This is a genomic window from Streptococcus porci DSM 23759, assembly GCF_000423765.1.
Classification (GTDB): Bacteria; Bacillota; Bacilli; order Lactobacillales; family Streptococcaceae; genus Streptococcus; species Streptococcus porci.
In genome coordinates, this window is the sequence record NZ_AUIP01000010.1 from 73,753 (window position 1) to 89,742 (window position 15,990).

At 37.5% G+C, this 15,990-nt stretch carries 14 protein-coding genes, 3 tRNA genes and 1 pseudogene; 11 read left to right on the plus strand and 7 right to left on the minus strand.

Features of this window, described 5'->3' with window-relative positions:
* Positions 1-114 precede the first annotated feature (114 nt).
* From G576_RS0104635 to G576_RS13885, 3 genes are all read right to left on the minus strand, one after another.
* Positions 115-1,371: a metallophosphoesterase gene (locus tag G576_RS0104635; protein WP_027973615.1), complete on the minus strand. Its 1,257-nt coding sequence runs from the start codon at positions 1,369-1,371 to the stop codon at positions 115-117.
* 75 nt (positions 1,372-1,446) lie between these two features.
* Complete coding sequence (gene trpS / locus G576_RS0104640) at positions 1,447-2,469, minus strand: tryptophan--tRNA ligase (RefSeq protein WP_027973616.1); 1,023 nt, start codon at positions 2,467-2,469, stop codon at positions 1,447-1,449.
* A gap of 386 nt (positions 2,470-2,855) precedes the next feature.
* Positions 2,856-3,065, minus strand: coding sequence for a hypothetical protein (locus G576_RS13885; protein ID WP_051177993.1), 210 nt, complete (start codon positions 3,063-3,065; stop codon positions 2,856-2,858).
* A gap of 379 nt (positions 3,066-3,444) precedes the next feature.
* Here G576_RS13885 and G576_RS0104650 point away from each other — a divergent pair, with 379 nt between their 5' ends.
* The 3 genes and pseudogenes from G576_RS0104650 (at position 3,445) to G576_RS13220 (ending at position 7,074) form a co-directional block, all read left to right on the plus strand.
* Positions 3,445-4,317: a YitT family protein gene (locus tag G576_RS0104650; RefSeq protein ID WP_027973617.1), complete on the plus strand. Its 873-nt coding sequence runs from the start codon at positions 3,445-3,447 to the stop codon at positions 4,315-4,317.
* 70 nt (positions 4,318-4,387) lie between these two features.
* Positions 4,388-6,007 (plus strand): ATP-binding cassette domain-containing protein, encoded by a 1,620-nt coding sequence (locus G576_RS0104655; protein ID WP_027973618.1) that lies wholly within the window; start codon positions 4,388-4,390, stop codon positions 6,005-6,007.
* Between the two features lie 185 nt (positions 6,008-6,192).
* Positions 6,193-7,074 (plus strand): annotated as a pseudogene (locus tag G576_RS13220) (transposase).
* A gap of 101 nt (positions 7,075-7,175) precedes the next feature.
* Here the strand turns inward: G576_RS13220 and G576_RS0104670 are convergent.
* Both G576_RS0104670 and G576_RS0104675 read right to left on the minus strand, forming a co-directional pair.
* A tRNA-Glu gene (locus G576_RS0104670) sits at positions 7,176-7,247 on the minus strand.
* Positions 7,248-7,255: 8 nt separating this feature from the next.
* Positions 7,256-7,327 (minus strand) — tRNA-Glu (locus tag G576_RS0104675).
* Between the two features lie 120 nt (positions 7,328-7,447).
* Between G576_RS0104675 and G576_RS0104680 the strand changes: the two genes are divergently transcribed.
* A tRNA-Arg gene (locus tag G576_RS0104680) sits at positions 7,448-7,521 on the plus strand.
* 22 nt (positions 7,522-7,543) lie between these two features.
* Here G576_RS0104680 and G576_RS0104685 read toward each other — a convergent pair.
* Positions 7,544-8,239 (minus strand): YoaK family protein, encoded by a 696-nt coding sequence (locus G576_RS0104685; protein WP_027973620.1) that lies wholly within the window; start codon positions 8,237-8,239, stop codon positions 7,544-7,546.
* 20 nt (positions 8,240-8,259) lie between these two features.
* On the minus strand, positions 8,260-8,739 hold the full coding sequence (rlmH, locus tag G576_RS0104690; RefSeq protein ID WP_027973621.1) for a 23S rRNA (pseudouridine(1915)-N(3))-methyltransferase RlmH: 480 nt from the start codon (positions 8,737-8,739) through the stop codon (positions 8,260-8,262).
* A gap of 196 nt (positions 8,740-8,935) precedes the next feature.
* Here rlmH and G576_RS0104695 point away from each other — a divergent pair, with 196 nt between their 5' ends.
* The 7 genes from G576_RS0104695 (at position 8,936) to ychF (ending at position 15,876) form a co-directional block, all read left to right on the plus strand.
* Positions 8,936-10,135: a S1C family serine protease gene (locus G576_RS0104695; protein WP_027973622.1), complete on the plus strand. Its 1,200-nt coding sequence runs from the start codon at positions 8,936-8,938 to the stop codon at positions 10,133-10,135.
* A gap of 62 nt (positions 10,136-10,197) precedes the next feature.
* Positions 10,198-10,974, plus strand: coding sequence for a ParB/RepB/Spo0J family partition protein (locus G576_RS0104700; RefSeq protein WP_027973623.1), 777 nt, complete (start codon positions 10,198-10,200; stop codon positions 10,972-10,974).
* Positions 10,975-11,175: 201 nt separating this feature from the next.
* Complete coding sequence (dnaA, locus tag G576_RS0104705) at positions 11,176-12,531, plus strand: chromosomal replication initiator protein DnaA (RefSeq protein ID WP_027973624.1); 1,356 nt, start codon at positions 11,176-11,178, stop codon at positions 12,529-12,531.
* Between the two features lie 154 nt (positions 12,532-12,685).
* Entirely contained in the window at positions 12,686-13,822 is a 1,137-nt protein-coding gene (gene dnaN / locus G576_RS0104710) for a DNA polymerase III subunit beta (protein ID WP_027973625.1), read from the plus strand.
* Between the two features lie 134 nt (positions 13,823-13,956).
* Complete coding sequence (locus tag G576_RS0104715; RefSeq protein WP_027973626.1) at positions 13,957-14,154, plus strand: DUF951 domain-containing protein; 198 nt, start codon at positions 13,957-13,959, stop codon at positions 14,152-14,154.
* Positions 14,155-14,276: 122 nt separating this feature from the next.
* Complete coding sequence (locus G576_RS0104720) at positions 14,277-14,675, plus strand: helix-turn-helix domain-containing protein (RefSeq protein WP_027973627.1); 399 nt, start codon at positions 14,277-14,279, stop codon at positions 14,673-14,675.
* 85 nt (positions 14,676-14,760) lie between these two features.
* Positions 14,761-15,876 carry a redox-regulated ATPase YchF gene (gene ychF / locus G576_RS0104725; RefSeq protein ID WP_027973628.1) on the plus strand — a complete coding sequence of 372 codons (1,116 nt, stop codon included), beginning with the start codon at positions 14,761-14,763 and terminating at the stop codon, positions 15,874-15,876.
* Positions 15,877-15,990 lie beyond the last annotated feature (114 nt).

Sequence of the window (15,990 nt, forward strand, 5' to 3'; positions counted from 1 at the left end):
TCCACAGACTTTTTATTTTTTCTATCATATCATTATAAAATCATTTGTCAATTATTCGGAATAACTTTTTTCTTGTCTATAAATTTTTTATTAAAACTTAACGATAATCAGATTTTAATCAGTTATTGATAAGGATAGGTGATGATTATCCCTACCAATCTCTAATAAAATAGTCTCCAAATAGGAAGAAGTGAACCCTCCATAATAATCCTGTAAAAGCCTAATCCCCTTTTCATGGGCAGTTGTATCAACTGAATTACCTGAAAAGTAATCAGCATTTATTTGAGCCAAGGTATCCATAGAAAGCTCCCTATCTTCTTCGCTCATCTCTTTATTTGGGAGGTAATCAGAAAATTTTCGCTTTGCAAGATCAACCATAAAGTCTCTTGACAAGTTTGTAAAGTTTAGTAAATTATAATCTATCAACTGCTCTGCTTTTGCCCATGCAGAAATATCCAGTTTTTTTGACTGATAATCTAATTTTTCTCCATCAAAAGCTATCAGACCATACTGATGAGGAGATACTGCTAAAGAGGAGGTAACAATTTCTGTAAAATCTTGGGATAAAATGTGCTGAATGTGGATATGCCCACTGAAATTTATGATAACATCATATTTTTGATATAATTTTTGAAGTTGACTGAAGTTGTCAATTAAAAATCCCTCAGTAAAATTTTTGTTGTGAACCATCACATTTTGATGAGTAATTGATAGTACCTTTATATCTTTAGATTTTGCCTCCTCTAACATCTGTGTCACCCAATTTAAGCTGTCAGCAGATAAATAGTTATCACCATTGCTGTTCGTGTCCAAAAACAAGAGCCATAAGTCTTTTCTAGCCTGATAAATATATGACAGGCTCTTGTCATCCCTATGTAAAGATTGTTGTAAACCATATTCTTGATAAATGTTAGCAAACTCATTTTTAGTTACACTATCAACCAGTACATAACTATCACCTTTAAACTGAGCTGCACTTGAGCGATTAATGTCATGGTTTCCTGTCGTAACTAAGACCTGAATTCCCTTTTTTCTTAATTTTCTCAGCTTTTTTTCTAAAGCAATGTGACTTTCTTTCTCACCATTAAAAGTAAGATCTCCACTTAAGATTAAGATTTCTGGCTGAATATCTAACATTTTATCAATAAAGGCATCTGTGATTTCTTCTATGTAGACCATGTTCTTTCCATCTGCATTCTCAATCATATCTGTAAAGAATTTGCCATTATCTGTCAACTTTTGTGACAAGTAGTGTAAATCTGTTGCAACGACCATTGTTATCGGTTCTTGTCTAGTCTCTAAATCTTGTTTTTCTATTTTTGCACCAATTTGGATTAAAAGATAAGTCATAACTAGACCTGCTAAAGCCACTAATATTATCTTTCTGAACTTCATTTTACTAAAAAAGATAAGGTTTCTTCATGGAAACCTTATTCATATCCTTTTCTAAAAATAATTGATTCCCATTGCAGACTTAACTTCAGATAGAGTTTGTCCTGCAACTTGACGAGCAGCTTGACTGCCTTTTTCTAGCATTCGGAAAACTTCACCCATATCTTTAGCATATTCCAAACGGCGTTCACGAATTGGAGCTAATTCACGTTCAAGAATTTCCAAAAGATAACGTTTGGTCTTAACATCTCCAAGTCCACCACGTTGATAGTGTTCCTTCATCTCGGCAATGGTATTGGCATCCTCATCACGACCAAATACATCAAGGTAGGTGAAAACCATATTACCCTCTATCTGACCTGGATCTTCAACACGGATGTGTTTTGGATCTGTATACATACTCATGACACGTTTTTTGACCATATCCATATCGTCAGACAGATAGATACCATTACCTAAGGATTTTGACATTTTAGCATTGCCATCAATACCTGGCAAGCGGCCAGCTGTCTCATTTTCAGGATAAAGGCCCTCTGGCTCAACCAGGACATCTGTTTTATAGGTATGGTTGAAGCTACGAACAATCTCACGTGTCTGCTCAATCATGGGCTTTTGGTCATTTCCAACAGGAACTAAATTAGCTTTAAAGGCTGTAATATCAGCAGCTTGAGAAACTGGGTAAACCAAAAAACCAGATGGAATGGACTCCCCAAAACCTTTCTGAGCAATTTCAGTTTTAACTGTCGGATTACGCTCAAGACGAGCAACAGAAACAAGGTTGAGATAATACATCGTCAATTCAGCTAATTCTGGAATCTGACTTTGAATGAAAATGGTTGATTTACTTGGATCAAGTCCTACTGAGAGATAATCAAGGGCCACATTGCCAATGGATTCCTTGATAATTTCAGATTCTTTAGCATGATCAGTGAGAGCTTGCTGGTCAGCTAGGAAGATAAACATTTGGTACTTATCTTCGTTTTGTAGAAGAACACGATTTCGGAGACTTCCAATATAATGTCCTAGATGAAGTTTTCCTGTTGGACGGTCACCCGTCAAAATAATTTGTTTTGACATGCTTTACTCCTTATTTACGGTTTTGTCAATATTATTTACTATATGTTTACACTAAAATAGTCCTCTTTGGTTAAATGATAGTGACACATAATCACTACCCTATTAGGTTTTTTCTCACCAATCTTTACTTGAGATTCTTCATGGCTGAATATCATACCTGATTTTTGCATCATTCATCTTGAAGCCGGGGTGTTCTTATCATGTCTATCAACTAGACAATTCATTTCTAACTCCTTAAAGAACAGTTTTACAATGCTTAGGTATATTCAGTCATCCTTGATTCAAAAATTTTTTATTAAGAGTGTAACCAAACCCTACACACCCAATTTTCTCTGCTAGGTGGCACATGTCAAGGGCTCCAACAAATTGTTCGCTATCTTTGATTTCTATACTCCAGCGCCCCAAAGGATTATAGAAGATATGACATTCCTTGTCTTATCTAAGGACTTATTGGCTATAAAAGTCCAGCGAACATTTTCTTGGCCAGAAGCATAGAAAAATGTCTCTCCTGCATCATTCCGAGTTACTGGACCTAGTAGGAGTCTATCATTCCCTATGACATGATGTTTATTTAACTTTTGATAGATATTTTCCATTAAAAACTCCTTTTTAAGAAAAATAAAACTCACGTAGGAAATCTACGTGAGGGCATAGTCAAATAGACACACGGTACCACCTCAGTTGACAGGTTGTTTACAATATATTTACAAAACTGTCATCTTTATTAGTAGGGTAAGGACTACCAGTCCTGAAACTTATGCATTGGTTTCACGTGAAACATCAGCCCATTTTATCTCGTCCATTACTAACTTGCAGCACTCCGTCAGCTCTCTTTAAATGGTGGTGAGATTACTCTTTCTGAATGCTTTTATTTTACGAATTTTATTGATTTTTGTCAAGTTAGTATCTTGTCAATCCAATCCTTTTAGGCGATAATAGAGAGGCTGATTTTTACAATATACTGAAGGGATTCTCATGAAAAAACGTTTAATAGATTTTTGTCTGGTAACGCTGGGCTCTTTTATTGCTGCAACTGGTTTTAATACTATGTTCCTCTCAAATAAGATTGCTTCTGGTGGTATGGTAGGGTTATCTGTTAGCTTCCAAGAACTTTTTAACTGGAATCCATCTACCTTTCTTTTGGTAACTAACGTTCCACTGTTAGCACTCTGCTTACTATTTCTAGGAAAGGAGACTTTTATCAAAACCTTTTATGGTTCTTGGATTTATCCCATTGCCATCAATAGAACTGCTGGTTTGCCTACACTAACCCATAATCCTCTTTTAGCTGCCATCTTTGGTGGAGTTATTGTTGGGATTGGTCTGGGTGTGGTCTTTTGGGGAAATTCTTCAACTGGTGGGACTGGAATTCCTACGCAAATTCTAAATAAATACACTCCGCTTTCTCTAGCAACTTCCTTAACCTTGGTGGATGGTTTTAGTGTTGCAATGGGATTTATTGCCTTTGATACTGACACAGTGATGTATTCTATCATTGCCCTAGGGGTTATTTCTTATGTAGTTGGGGTTATGGAGCATGGCTTTAGTTCATCCAAAAATATTATGATTATTTCGGAAAATAGCGGAGCCATTCGCCAATATATCACTGAAAAGGCTAATCGAGGGGTAACCCAAATCCCAGTTTTAGGTGGCTTAAAATCTGACCAGAAAACGCTGCTCATGACTACCATAAGCAGCTACGAACTCCCTAAAATGCAGGAAGCTATTTTAAACATTGACGAGACAGCCTTTGTTGTCATCATGCCTGCCAGCCAAGTCATGGGACGTGGTTTTAGCTTAACTAAAAAATATATATCTGAAAATGAGGATATTTTACTCCCAAACTAGCCTTATTATTGAAAAAAAGCCCTTTTTTAGCTAAAATAGAGAGAATAGAATAAAATACGAGGTAACAATTGTGTTAACAGTTTCAGACGTTTCGCTACGGTTCAGCGACCGTAAACTTTTTGATGAGGTCAATATCAAATTTACAGCAGGAAATACCTATGGACTTATTGGTGCCAATGGTGCAGGCAAATCAACCTTTCTCAAAATCTTGGCAGGTGACATTGAGCCTTCCACAGGTCATGTCTCACTTGGTCCAGATGAACGCTTGTCTGTTCTTCGCCAGAACCATTTTGATTATGAAGATGAACGCGTCATTGATGTGGTCATCATGGGCAACGAAAAACTCTATGGCATCATGAAAGAAAAAGATGCTATCTACATGAAAGAAGACTTTTCTGATGAGGACGGTGTTCGTGCAGCAGAACTTGAAGGTGAGTTTGCTGAGCTCGGTGGTTGGGAAGCTGAATCAGAAGCTTCACAACTCCTTCAAAACTTGAATATTGCTGAAGAACTCCACTACCAAAATATGAGTGAACTGGCTAACGGTGACAAGGTGAAGGTCCTCCTTGCTAAAGCTCTCTTTGGTAAACCAGATGTTCTTCTCCTTGACGAGCCTACCAACGGTCTTGATATTCAGTCAATTGCTTGGTTAGAAGATTTCCTGATTGACTTTGAAAATACCGTTATTGTCGTCTCCCATGACCGTCACTTCTTGAACAAAGTATGTACCCACATGGCCGACCTTGACTTTGGTAAAATCAAACTCTTTGTCGGAAACTATGATTTCTGGAAGCAGTCTTCAGAATTGGCAGCACGCTTGCAAGCTGACCGTAACGCCAAGGCAGAAGAAAAAATCAAAGAACTCCAAGACTTTATCGCTCGTTTCTCCGCCAATGCCTCAAAATCTAAACAAGCGACATCTCGTAAGAAAATGCTTGATAAGATTGAATTGGAAGAAATCGTACCCTCAAGCCGTAAATACCCATTTATCAATTTCAAGGCAGAGCGTGAAATTGGTAATGACCTTTTAACTGTTGAAAATCTCTCTGTTACTGTTGATGGTGAAAAAATCATCGACAATATCAGCTTTATTCTCCGTCCAGGTGATAAGACTGCTATTATTGGTGAAAACGATATTCAAACAACAGCTCTCATGCGTGCCCTTGCTGGTGACATTGACTATGAAGGTACCATAAAATGGGGCGTGACAACATCGCAATCTTATCTTCCAAAAGACAACACTAAAGACTTTGCAACTGGTGAATCAATTCTTGAATGGCTTCGCCAATTTGCTGCAAAAGGTGAAGATGACGATACCTTCTTGCGTGGCTTTTTGGGACGCATGCTCTTCTCAGGTGACGAAGTGAAAAAATCAGTCAACGTTCTGTCAGGAGGAGAAAAAGTTCGCGTTATGTTATCTAAGCTCATGCTCCTTAAATCAAACGTACTTATCCTTGATGACCCAACCAACCACTTAGACTTGGAGTCAATCTCTAGCTTGAATGATGGCGTCCGTGATTTCAAAGAATCTGTTATCTTTGCTAGTCACGACCACGAATTTATTCAAACTATCGCCAACCACATTGTTGTTATTTCTAAGAATGGTGTCATCGACCGCATTGATGAAACTTATGATGAATTCCTTGAAAATGAAGAAGTACAAGCAAAAGTAAAGGCCTTATGGGCTTAAAAGATAAAGAGGCTGGGCAAAAACTAAAACTTTAGCCTTTCGGTTAAAATTTGAGCAATCAAAAATAGCTTAGAATCAACGTTTTTGATGACGAAATTCTAAGCTATTTTCTATTTTTAGGACTTTTTATACTTAACCAAATTCAAAATCTGATATATAATAGAAACATGGAATTTACTAACGAAATGATTAAAGAGCTTAAGACAGCTCTAAAAGATAAAACCTTATCAGCTTACCACAAACGTATTCAAGTAGTATATCTCAGGTCTATTCATACTCCCTACAAATCCATTATGGAGATGCTTGATGTCTCACATGATACCGTTTGGCGATTGACTAAGAAATATCAAGAACATGGTTTAACAGGTCTTACCTCAGATGCTAGAGGAGGCCGTCGCCACTCTTATATGACAGTCGAAGAAGAACAAGCTTTTTTGAGTGAGCAGTTAGCTTCTGGTGTAGACGGAGAGTTTTTAACTGTTGAATCCCTCTATAGAGCTTATCAAGATAAACTTGGTCGTACGACGACTAAAGATGGTTTTTACCAACTATTGAAACGTCATGGATGGGTCAAAGAATCAAGAGATTCTTTGAGGTGGGAGATAGAGCTTACGCAGTAAGCAACAAAAGTAACTCCCCGTCCAGAACATCCAAAGAAAGCAGACGCCGAAACGATTTTAGCGTCTAAAAATAAAATCTTTGTACAAGAAAAAATCAAGTAAGCAATTTCTTGAGCAAAATTCCTATAAGCAAACCCGTCTTATTGGATGAATGAATTTTTACGACAATTATAAGCAGCTTATCTCCATGACTACATCATATTAGTCATGGACAATGCCATTTGGCATAAATCTCAGGCACTTGAAATACCTGATAATATTGAATTTACATTCATACCACCATATACCCCAGAGATGAATCCAATTGAACAAGTTTGGGCAGAGATTCGCAAACGAGGCTTTAAGAATAGAGCCTTTCAAACATTGGAGTCAGTCATTGATAAGCTCCAAGAAATCATTCAAGGATTAGATAATGATACTTTAAAAAGTATTGTCCATAAACAATAGATGTGTTCAGATTTTGACTTTAGGTGAGTATTAGATGAGTATTACCCATCCTCTTTATTATTGTTGTTTATAAAAAAAAACTGCCTTAGCAGTTTTAAAAATACTCCGTACGGGATTCGAACCCGTGTTACCGCCGTGAAAAGGCGGTGTCTTAACCCCTTGACCAACGGAGCAAGTTTTATAGTCCGTACGGGATTCGAACCCGTGTTACCGCCGTGAAAAGGCGGTGTCTTAACCCCTTGACCAACGGACCATGGTGTTTACTTAACACTCATACTATTATATCAGATAACTGAAATTTGTCTAGCCCTTTGTTTCATTTTATTTTAAATATTGCAGTTTTTTTCAATTTTTGGTAAACTAATAAAGTTGAGGTCTCATAGCTCAGCTGGATAGAGCATTCGCCTTCTAAGCGAACGGTCGCAGGTTCGAATCCTGCTGGGATCACTAAAAAACCTAAGGACTTTCCTTAGGCTTTTTTCTTCTCTCTTTCTTCCCAATTTTTCTCACGCCAGAGACTGATATTGATATAAATAAGTGGAAAAATAATAAAACCTAACCCATATTCGCCCAAACGACTAGAAATAAGGGTAGATAAGGAGACTCCTAGAGCAAAGCTAGCGATAATCAAAAAGATATTTTGCCCTTCTTTTTTCAACTCAGTATTTTTTTCAACCAATCCTTTAAATGACAAAAAAGCGGCGTTTTTGACATTTCCAGTCATCATGACATTAGCGTAGGGAGCTCCTCGAAGTTTACGAAAGGATTCTATCTGGATAGAGGCTACTAGCGCTAAATTTGCTATAGTGAAGAAGGAGGGAAGAATAGGAGTCATTAGAGTTGTAATAGAGATAAGCAGCAACATGATAAGGCTAGCACCAAAATGCCAAAAAATATTATGTTTTATAAACCAGCGACGAACAAGATATGTAACACACTGTCCAATCATGAAAAAGACGATAGGGATGGTAAAATTAAGGACCTTTTGCCAGTTACCTTGAGCAGCATGATAGGCCCACATGATGACATTACCAGATTGAACTCCAGCAAATATCCCATCTTGGGTGACAAAAGTAAAGGCATTAATATAACCACTGATAAAAGTTAAACAGGCTGCCACACGTAAACCTTCAAAAACACGATAATCTTTTATTTTATGCTTCATTTTTCCTCAACTTTTAAGATTCACTTATGATAAGGGCTTCCTTGCCGAATCATAAAAGCCCTATAAATTTGTTCAATCAAAACCAGTTTCATCAGTTGATGAGGTAATGTTAACTTTCCAAAACTCATCAATAGGTTAGCTCGTTTTTTGACTTCAAGAGATAAACCGAGACTGCCACCAATGATGAAAGTAATATCTGAATAGCCTTTGACAGTTGTTTCCTCTAAAATCTGACTAAATTTTTCTGATGGAAATTGCTGACCTTCAATAGCTAGAGCAATAACAAACTCTCGTTCTGCAATTTTCCCTAAAATACGGCTTGCCTCCTTGTCCATAATGACTTGATTTTCAGCTTCACTAGCTTTATCTGGCGTTTTTTCATCTGGAAGTTCAATCATTTCTAGCTTACAAAATCGTCCGAGGCGTTTCTGGTACTCAGCAACACCATCTTTCAAGTATTTTTCTTTTAATTTTCCAACGGTTATCATTTTGATTTTCATAAGGGCATTATACCATAAAAACTCTCTTTTGTGCGAGGTTATCCACAGGAATATACCTGATTATTACCGTTATATTTGCAAATTTCATTTCTTTTCCACAAAGTTTTCCACAAGCTGTGGAAACTTTCTTTTTTTTTAATTTTAAGGTATAATTAAGCCACTTTTCTTAAACTGATGGAAATTGGAGGTCTTCATCATGAAAAAAATACATTCTTCTATCTTAAAATTGTTCCTAATCCTATCTGCTGGTTTTGCTGGGGGATTTGTGGCCACTTTTTTGGTCTTACAAACTGGTCTTTTTAATTCAAAAGCAGCTACAACAAATTCCTCAACGACAAGTGTCAGTAAGGTTGCTTACAAAAATTCGAACGACACAACCACTGCAGTAGCTACTGTCCAAGACGCTGTCGTCTCTGTTATTAACTATCAAAGCACGCAAAAAAATTCTTTCCAAAACGTTTTTGGAAACTCTTCGACCAATGAACTAGCAGTTGCTAGTGAGGGGTCAGGGGTTATTTACAAAAAAGATGATAAATATGCCTATCTTGTCACCAATAACCACGTTATTGAAGGTGCCGAACAAATTGAAATTCTTTTAGCTGATGGCACTAAGGTTGTTGGTGAGCTGGTTGGTAGTGATACTTATTCTGACCTTGCGGTTGTGAAAATCTCATCTGAAAATGTTAAAACAGTTGCTCAGTTTGCGGACTCTGATACATTGACTGTAGGAGAGACAGCGATTGCTATTGGTAGCCCACTGGGTGCTGAATACGCCAATTCAGTTACAGAAGGTATCGTTTCAAGCCTTAGCCGTACAGTGACGACTCAAAATGACCAAGGTGAAGTGATTTCAACTAATGCTATCCAAACTGATGCTGCAATTAATCCTGGTAACTCAGGCGGAGCTCTCATTAATATTCAAGGTCAGGTCATTGGTATCAACTCAAGTAAAATTTCATCAACCTCTACCTCAATGACAAACACCTCCTCTGTTGAAGGTATGGGATTCGCTATCCCATCAAATGATGTTGTCAAGATTATCAAACAACTAGAAGAAAATGGTAAAGTTAATCGTCCTGCTCTTGGAATCAGAATGGCTAATCTCAGTGAGCTGTCAACTAACTTTATCTTCCAATTAAAATTACCAGATGAAGTGACTGCCGGTATCGTGGTTGCATATGTTCAAGACAATATGCCTGCTTCTGGTAAGCTTGAAAAATATGATGTTATCACTGAAATTGATGGTGAAGAAGTCACTTCTTCAAGCGATTTACAGAGCATCCTTTATGGTCACAACATTGGAGATTCTATCAAAGTTTCCTTCTACCGTGATGGTAAAAAACAAACTGTTCCAATCAAGCTTGATAAGACGACACAGGAGTTGACTACAAATTAAGTTGACAGACTTTATCACTACCTTTACAATAGTGTAAAGGTAGTTTTTTATTAGGAGAGACAATGACAGAAGGTTTACAGATTTTAAAGATTGATCAAATTCAGCGTAATCCTTATCAGCCTAGGTTGACTTTTAATCAAGAAGAATTGAATGATTTGGCAAATTCTATTGCTGAAAATGGGCTCATTCAGCCTATTATTGTCCGAAAGTCTGCTGTATTTGGTTATGAATTGATAGCAGGTGAGCGCAGACTTAGAGCTTCAAAAATAGCTGGATTAACAGAGATTCCAGCTATTGTTAAGGAGATTTCTGATGATGATAGCATGAAGCAGGCTATTATTGAAAACCTTCAACGTTCCAATCTTAATCCTATTGAAGAAGCTAAGGCCTACCAACAGATGATTGATAAAAATCAGATTACTCACGAAGATTTAGCTCGCTATATGGGGAAGTCTCGCCCTTATATCAGTAATCTGCTCCGCTTGTTAAATTTGCCAGAAGCACTCCAAGAAGCTGTTGAATCTGGCCATATTTCACAAGGGCATGCACGGGTGCTACTTAGTCTCAATGATCCAGAAAAGCAAGATTTTTGGAGAAAGGAAATCATTGATAAGCAACTTAGCGTTAGACAGCTAGAGGCAATTATTTTAGGTAATAATAAAAAGAAAAAAGTTAAACAGCCAGAGAAAAATCCCTTTATTACTGACTATGAAAAAGATTTGAGTCAGCGATTTGGCCTACCTGTTAAAATCTACTCTAACAAAGCACACAGAGGCAAGTTGACAATTCATTTTTCCAACCAAGACGATTTCCACAGAATTATCAACAGCCTAAAATAGGCTGTTGACTTTTTTTCTTTTTTAAACAGGATTTTCAACAGGAAAGCCCCCTTAAAAAGTTGAGTAAACCAAGATTGTGAGGGTTTTACACATCCTGTGGAAAACTTTTGTGGACAATGTGGATTAGTTTTAAAATACTTGTGGAAAACTTTTTTAAAATATGTTAGAATAGAACAACTAACGAACAGACGAGGAAACGAGATGACCGAAAATGAACGCCTTTTTTGGAATAGGGTCTTAGAATTAGCGAGAGACAAGTTTTCGCAGGCCGTTTTTGATTTCTTTATTGCCGATGCTAGGCTTATAAGCGTTTCAAATCAAGTGGCTACTATCTTCCTAGAAGAAAAAAAAGAGCTTTATTGGAAAAGTAACCTGACTGATATTGTTTTAACTGCTGGCTTTGAAATCTTTAATCAGGAGATTTTGATTGATTATACCTTTGAAGAAAATTCTGTTACTGATAGTTATGAAGAATTTCAATCACCTATGCAGTCTTTGATTCCAAATAGTGCTCTGAGTGGGCCTGTTATTGAGACAGACCTCAATCCAAAATATCGCTTTGATAATTTTATCTCTGGTAAGGGGAGTCAGTGGGCATTAGCTGCGGCACTAGCTGTTGCTGGAAGTCCAGGAACCGTTTATAACCCCCTTTTTATCTGGGGGGGACCAGGACTTGGTAAAACTCACTTACTTAATGCTATTGGTAACAATGTCCTTGAAGACAATCCACGCGCCCGTGTCAAATATATTACTACTGAAAATTTCATTAATGAATTTGTCACACACATCAGACTTGGAACGACAGATGAACTGAAAGAAAAGTTTCGTCATTTGGATGTCCTTTTGATTGATGATATTCAGTTTTTAGCTAAAAAACAGGGGACACAAGAAGAATTTTTCAATACCTTTACAGCTCTCCATGATAACAATAAGCAGATTGTACTGACCAGTGACCGTGCGCCTGAGCAACTAAATGACTTGGAGGAGCGCCTTGTCTCGCGCTTTAGTTGGGGCTTAACCCAGGACATTACGCCACCTGATTATGAAACGAGAATTGCAATCTTGCAAGATAAAATTCAAGACTATCCTTATCACTTTCTCCCAGCTACTATTGAATACTTGGCAGGGCAATTTGATTCTAACGTACGTGAGCTTGAAGGTGCCCTTAAAAACATCAGTCTGGTAGCCAGTGTCAAAAAGGTTGATACCATCACCGTTGATATCGCTGCGGAAGCCATTCGTGCAAAAAAACAAGAACCTCTGACCATATCCGTCATCCCAATAGATACCATTCAGGCAGAAGTTGGAAAGTTTTATGGAGTTTCAGTGAAGGAAATCAAGTCAACAAAGAGAAATCAGAATATTGTCTTAGCGCGTCAAGTTGCTATCTTTCTTTCCCGTGAGATGACTGACAATAGTCTGCCAAAGATTGGTAAGGAATTCGGAGGCAGAGACCATTCAACTATTCTTCATGCTTATAATAAAATAAAAAACATGTTAAAAACAGATGATAGTCTTCGCATCGAAATTGAAACTCTCAAGCAAAAGGTCCGATAAACTTGTGGAAAACCTGAGATTTATTGAAGACTTTTCCACAAGTTATACACAATTTAAAAGACTACTAGTTATCTAAGATAAGATGACTTTTCCACCTTATCCACAGGACCTACTACTACTACTAACTTAATACTTATAAAGTAAAGGAGAATCCATGATTCATTTTTCAATCAATAAAACTTATTTCCTACAAGCCTTAAATGCTACCAAACGAGCTATTTCATCTAAAAATGCTATTCCGATTTTATCTAGCTTGAAATTAGAAATTTCAAGTTCAACTATTACTTTAACAGGTTCAAATGGACAAATTTCTATTGAAAATACAATTTCTAGTCAAGATGACAATGCAGGACTTCTGATTACACAGCCTGGAGGGATATTACTGGAGGCTAATTTCTTTATTAATATTGTGTCTAGTTTACCAGATGTAACACTTGATTTTGAAGAAATTGAGCATCATCAAGTAGTTCTGAGAAGTGGTAAGTCTGAAATTACTCTCAAAGGAAAAGATGTGGATCAATACCCTCGTTTACAAGAAGTGACAACGACAAATCCCCTTTTATTTGAGACTAAAATTCTTAAGAATATCATTGCTCAAACTGCTTTTGCAGCAAGTACTCAAGAATCTCGTCCTATTTTGACTGGAGTGCACATGAATTTGAAAGATCATAAATTTTTCAAAGCTGTTGCAACCGATTCCCACCGTATGAGTCAACGTCAGATTGAGCTTGAAAAAGCTACTGATGATTTTGATGTGGTCATTCCAAGTCGTTCATTACGTGAATTTTCAGCAGTTTTTGGAGATAATGTGGAACAGGTAGAAGTTTTCCTATCTCCGAGTCAAGTTCTTTTTAGAAGTGAGCATACCTCTTTCTACACCCGCCTGTTGGAGGGAAATTATCCAGATACAGATCGTCTTTTGACAAATACTTTTGAAACAGAAGTGACCTTCAACACTGTTACGCTTCGTCAATCAATGGAACGTGCTCAGCTGATTTCTAATGCTAGTCAAAGCGGTACTGTCAAACTAGAAATTGAAGATGGAAAAGTTTCTGCTCACGTCAACTCACCTGAGGTCGGTAAAGTAAACGAAGAAATTGATGTGGTTAGCTTGTCTGGAAGTGATTTGACGATTAGCTTTAACCCGACTTATCTGATTGATGCGCTTAAGGTCTTGAAAAGTGAAACTGTTGTTATTCGCTTTATTTCGCCAGTGAGACCATTCACTTTGACGCCAGGTGATGAGGGTGAAGATTTCGTTCAGTTAATTACGCCAGTTCGTACAAATTAAGTTTAAGATTAGTTTAAGGAAAGTCCTTTATACTACACTCATCCTAAAACTTTTTCATATCTCCTAAAACATCCAGTCTTCTTTGCTGGGTGTTTTTTTGATATAATGGCAGAAACAAAAAGAAGGATTAGAATATGTACCAATTAGGATCTTTTGTCGAAATGAAAAAGCCTCATGCTTGTACCATTAAATCAACTGGTAAAAAAGCCAACGAATGGAAAATTGTCCGTATGGGGGCAGATATAAAAATCCAATGCACCAACTGTGAACATATTGTCATGATGAGTCGTCATGATTTTGAACGGAAGATAAAAAAAGTTCTGCAACCGTAGAAACCTTATTCTATTAAGCTTTTCTAGAAGTTGCGCAACGTTTGGTTGCCATAAAAAGTGCTAGAAACGCTCTCGTACACTCTGTTATAATGAGGCTATAAAAAAGAAAGGTGGATACAGTAATGACTATATTTGCTGAACAATTAAAAAAATTTCGCCAAGAGAAAAATATCTCACAAGAAGAGTTGGCCAAACAGTTATTTATTTCACGTCAGGCTATCTCGAAATGGGAAAATGGTGATGCAACACCTGATTTGGGAAATTTGGTCAAACTATCAGAGATTTTTAAGATTAGCCTAGATGAACTGGTCAAGGGGGAGCAATTTGTTATTGTGGAAGAAGATGATGACAATTTACATCTTCTAAAAGGACGTGAATATGTGATGAATCCTGAAACTGGAAAGTATGAGAAGAGAGATGGATTAGCCATTTTTATCGATCTTATTTCAGAATACTGGTGGCTCATCTTTTTTGTGCCGCTCTTTGTGATGTGGATAAAAATATTAATCGATTTATTTTAGTGGCTCTTGCTATTCAGCAAGCCTTTTTCTCATTTTTTTGGTATAATACTCATGATTGAATTGAGAATGGAGAAACAAAAAAAACATGGCTTTAACAGCAGGAATCGTAGGTTTACCTAACGTAGGTAAATCAACCTTATTTAATGCAATTACAAAGGCAGGAGCGGAAGCAGCAAACTACCCTTTTGCGACCATTGATCCAAACGTCGGCATGGTAGAAGTGCCTGATGAGCGTTTGCAGAAGTTGACAGAACTCATCACCCCTAAAAAGACAGTCCCAACGACTTTTGAATTTACCGATATTGCCGGTATCGTAAAAGGTGCTTCTAAAGGTGAAGGACTTGGAAATAAATTCTTGGCCAACATCCGCGAGGTTGATGCCATTGTCCACGTTGTGCGTGCTTTTGACGATGAAAATGTCATGCGTGAACAAGGCCGTGAAGATGCCTTTGTTGATCCTATCGCAGATATTGATACTATTAACCTGGAATTGATTTTGGCGGACCTGGAGAGCATTAACAAACGCTATGCGCGTGTAGAAAAAATGGCCCGTACGCAAAAAGACAAGGATTCTGTGGCAGAATTTGCAGTCCTTGAAAAAATCAAACCTGTCTTGGAAGATGGAAAATCTGCTCGTACTGTTGACTTCACGCCGGAAGAAGAAAAAATCGTCAAACAATTCTTCCTCTTGACCACCAAACCAGTCCTCTATGTTGCCAATGTCGATGAAGACAAGGTAGCAAATCCTGAGTCTATCAGCTATGTTCAGCAAATCCGTGACTTTGCAGCAACAGAAAATGCAGAAGTGGTGGTGATTTCTGCGCGTGCTGAAGAAGAAATTTCAGAACTCGACGATGAAGATAAAGGTGAGTTTTTGGAAGCTCTTGGATTAACAGAATCTGGTGTGGACAAATTAACACGTGCAGCCTACCACTTGCTTGGACTGGGCACCTACTTTACCGCAGGAGAAAAGGAAGTTCGTGCTTGGACATTCAAACGTGGCATGAAAGCACCACAGTGTGCTGGCATTATCCACTCAGACTTTGAAAAAGGCTTTATTCGTGCAGTAACCATGTCCTACGATGATTTAATCAAGTACGGTAGTGAGAAGGCTGTAAAGGAAGCAGGACGCCTTCGTGAAGAAGGAAAAGAATACGTTGTTCAAGATGGGGATATCATGGAATTCCGCTTTAACGTTTAATGAACAAAATAAAAATATAAAAAATACCTAGGTTGGAAAGTTTTTCCAACCCTTTTGCTGTTTTATAAAAATGAGAAAGGAATTGAACAAGGAGCTAGTTCCTAAGAAAAAAGA

Bases quoted from the DNA above. Each gene is read 5' to 3' on its own strand.
- trpS (WP_027973616.1), bottom strand. From the start codon at position 2,469: ATGTCAAAACAAATTATTTTGACGGGTGACCGTCCAACAGGAAAACTT.
- G576_RS13885 (WP_051177993.1), bottom strand. From the start codon at position 3,065: ATGGAAAATATCTATCAAAAGTTAAATAAACATCATGTCATAGGGAAT.
- G576_RS0104650 (WP_027973617.1), top strand. From the start codon at position 3,445: ATGAAAAAACGTTTAATAGATTTTTGTCTGGTAACGCTGGGCTCTTTT.
- G576_RS0104685 (WP_027973620.1), bottom strand. From the start codon at position 8,239: ATGAAGCATAAAATAAAAGATTATCGTGTTTTTGAAGGTTTACGTGTG.
- rlmH (WP_027973621.1), bottom strand. From the start codon at position 8,739: ATGAAAATCAAAATGATAACCGTTGGAAAATTAAAAGAAAAATACTTG.
- G576_RS0104695 (WP_027973622.1), top strand. From the start codon at position 8,936: ATGAAAAAAATACATTCTTCTATCTTAAAATTGTTCCTAATCCTATCT.
- G576_RS0104700 (WP_027973623.1), top strand. From the start codon at position 10,198: ATGACAGAAGGTTTACAGATTTTAAAGATTGATCAAATTCAGCGTAAT.
- dnaA (WP_027973624.1), top strand. From the start codon at position 11,176: ATGACCGAAAATGAACGCCTTTTTTGGAATAGGGTCTTAGAATTAGCG.
- dnaN (WP_027973625.1), top strand. From the start codon at position 12,686: ATGATTCATTTTTCAATCAATAAAACTTATTTCCTACAAGCCTTAAAT.
- G576_RS0104715 (WP_027973626.1), top strand. From the start codon at position 13,957: ATGTACCAATTAGGATCTTTTGTCGAAATGAAAAAGCCTCATGCTTGT.
- G576_RS0104720 (WP_027973627.1), top strand. From the start codon at position 14,277: ATGACTATATTTGCTGAACAATTAAAAAAATTTCGCCAAGAGAAAAAT.
- ychF (WP_027973628.1), top strand. From the start codon at position 14,761: ATGGCTTTAACAGCAGGAATCGTAGGTTTACCTAACGTAGGTAAATCA.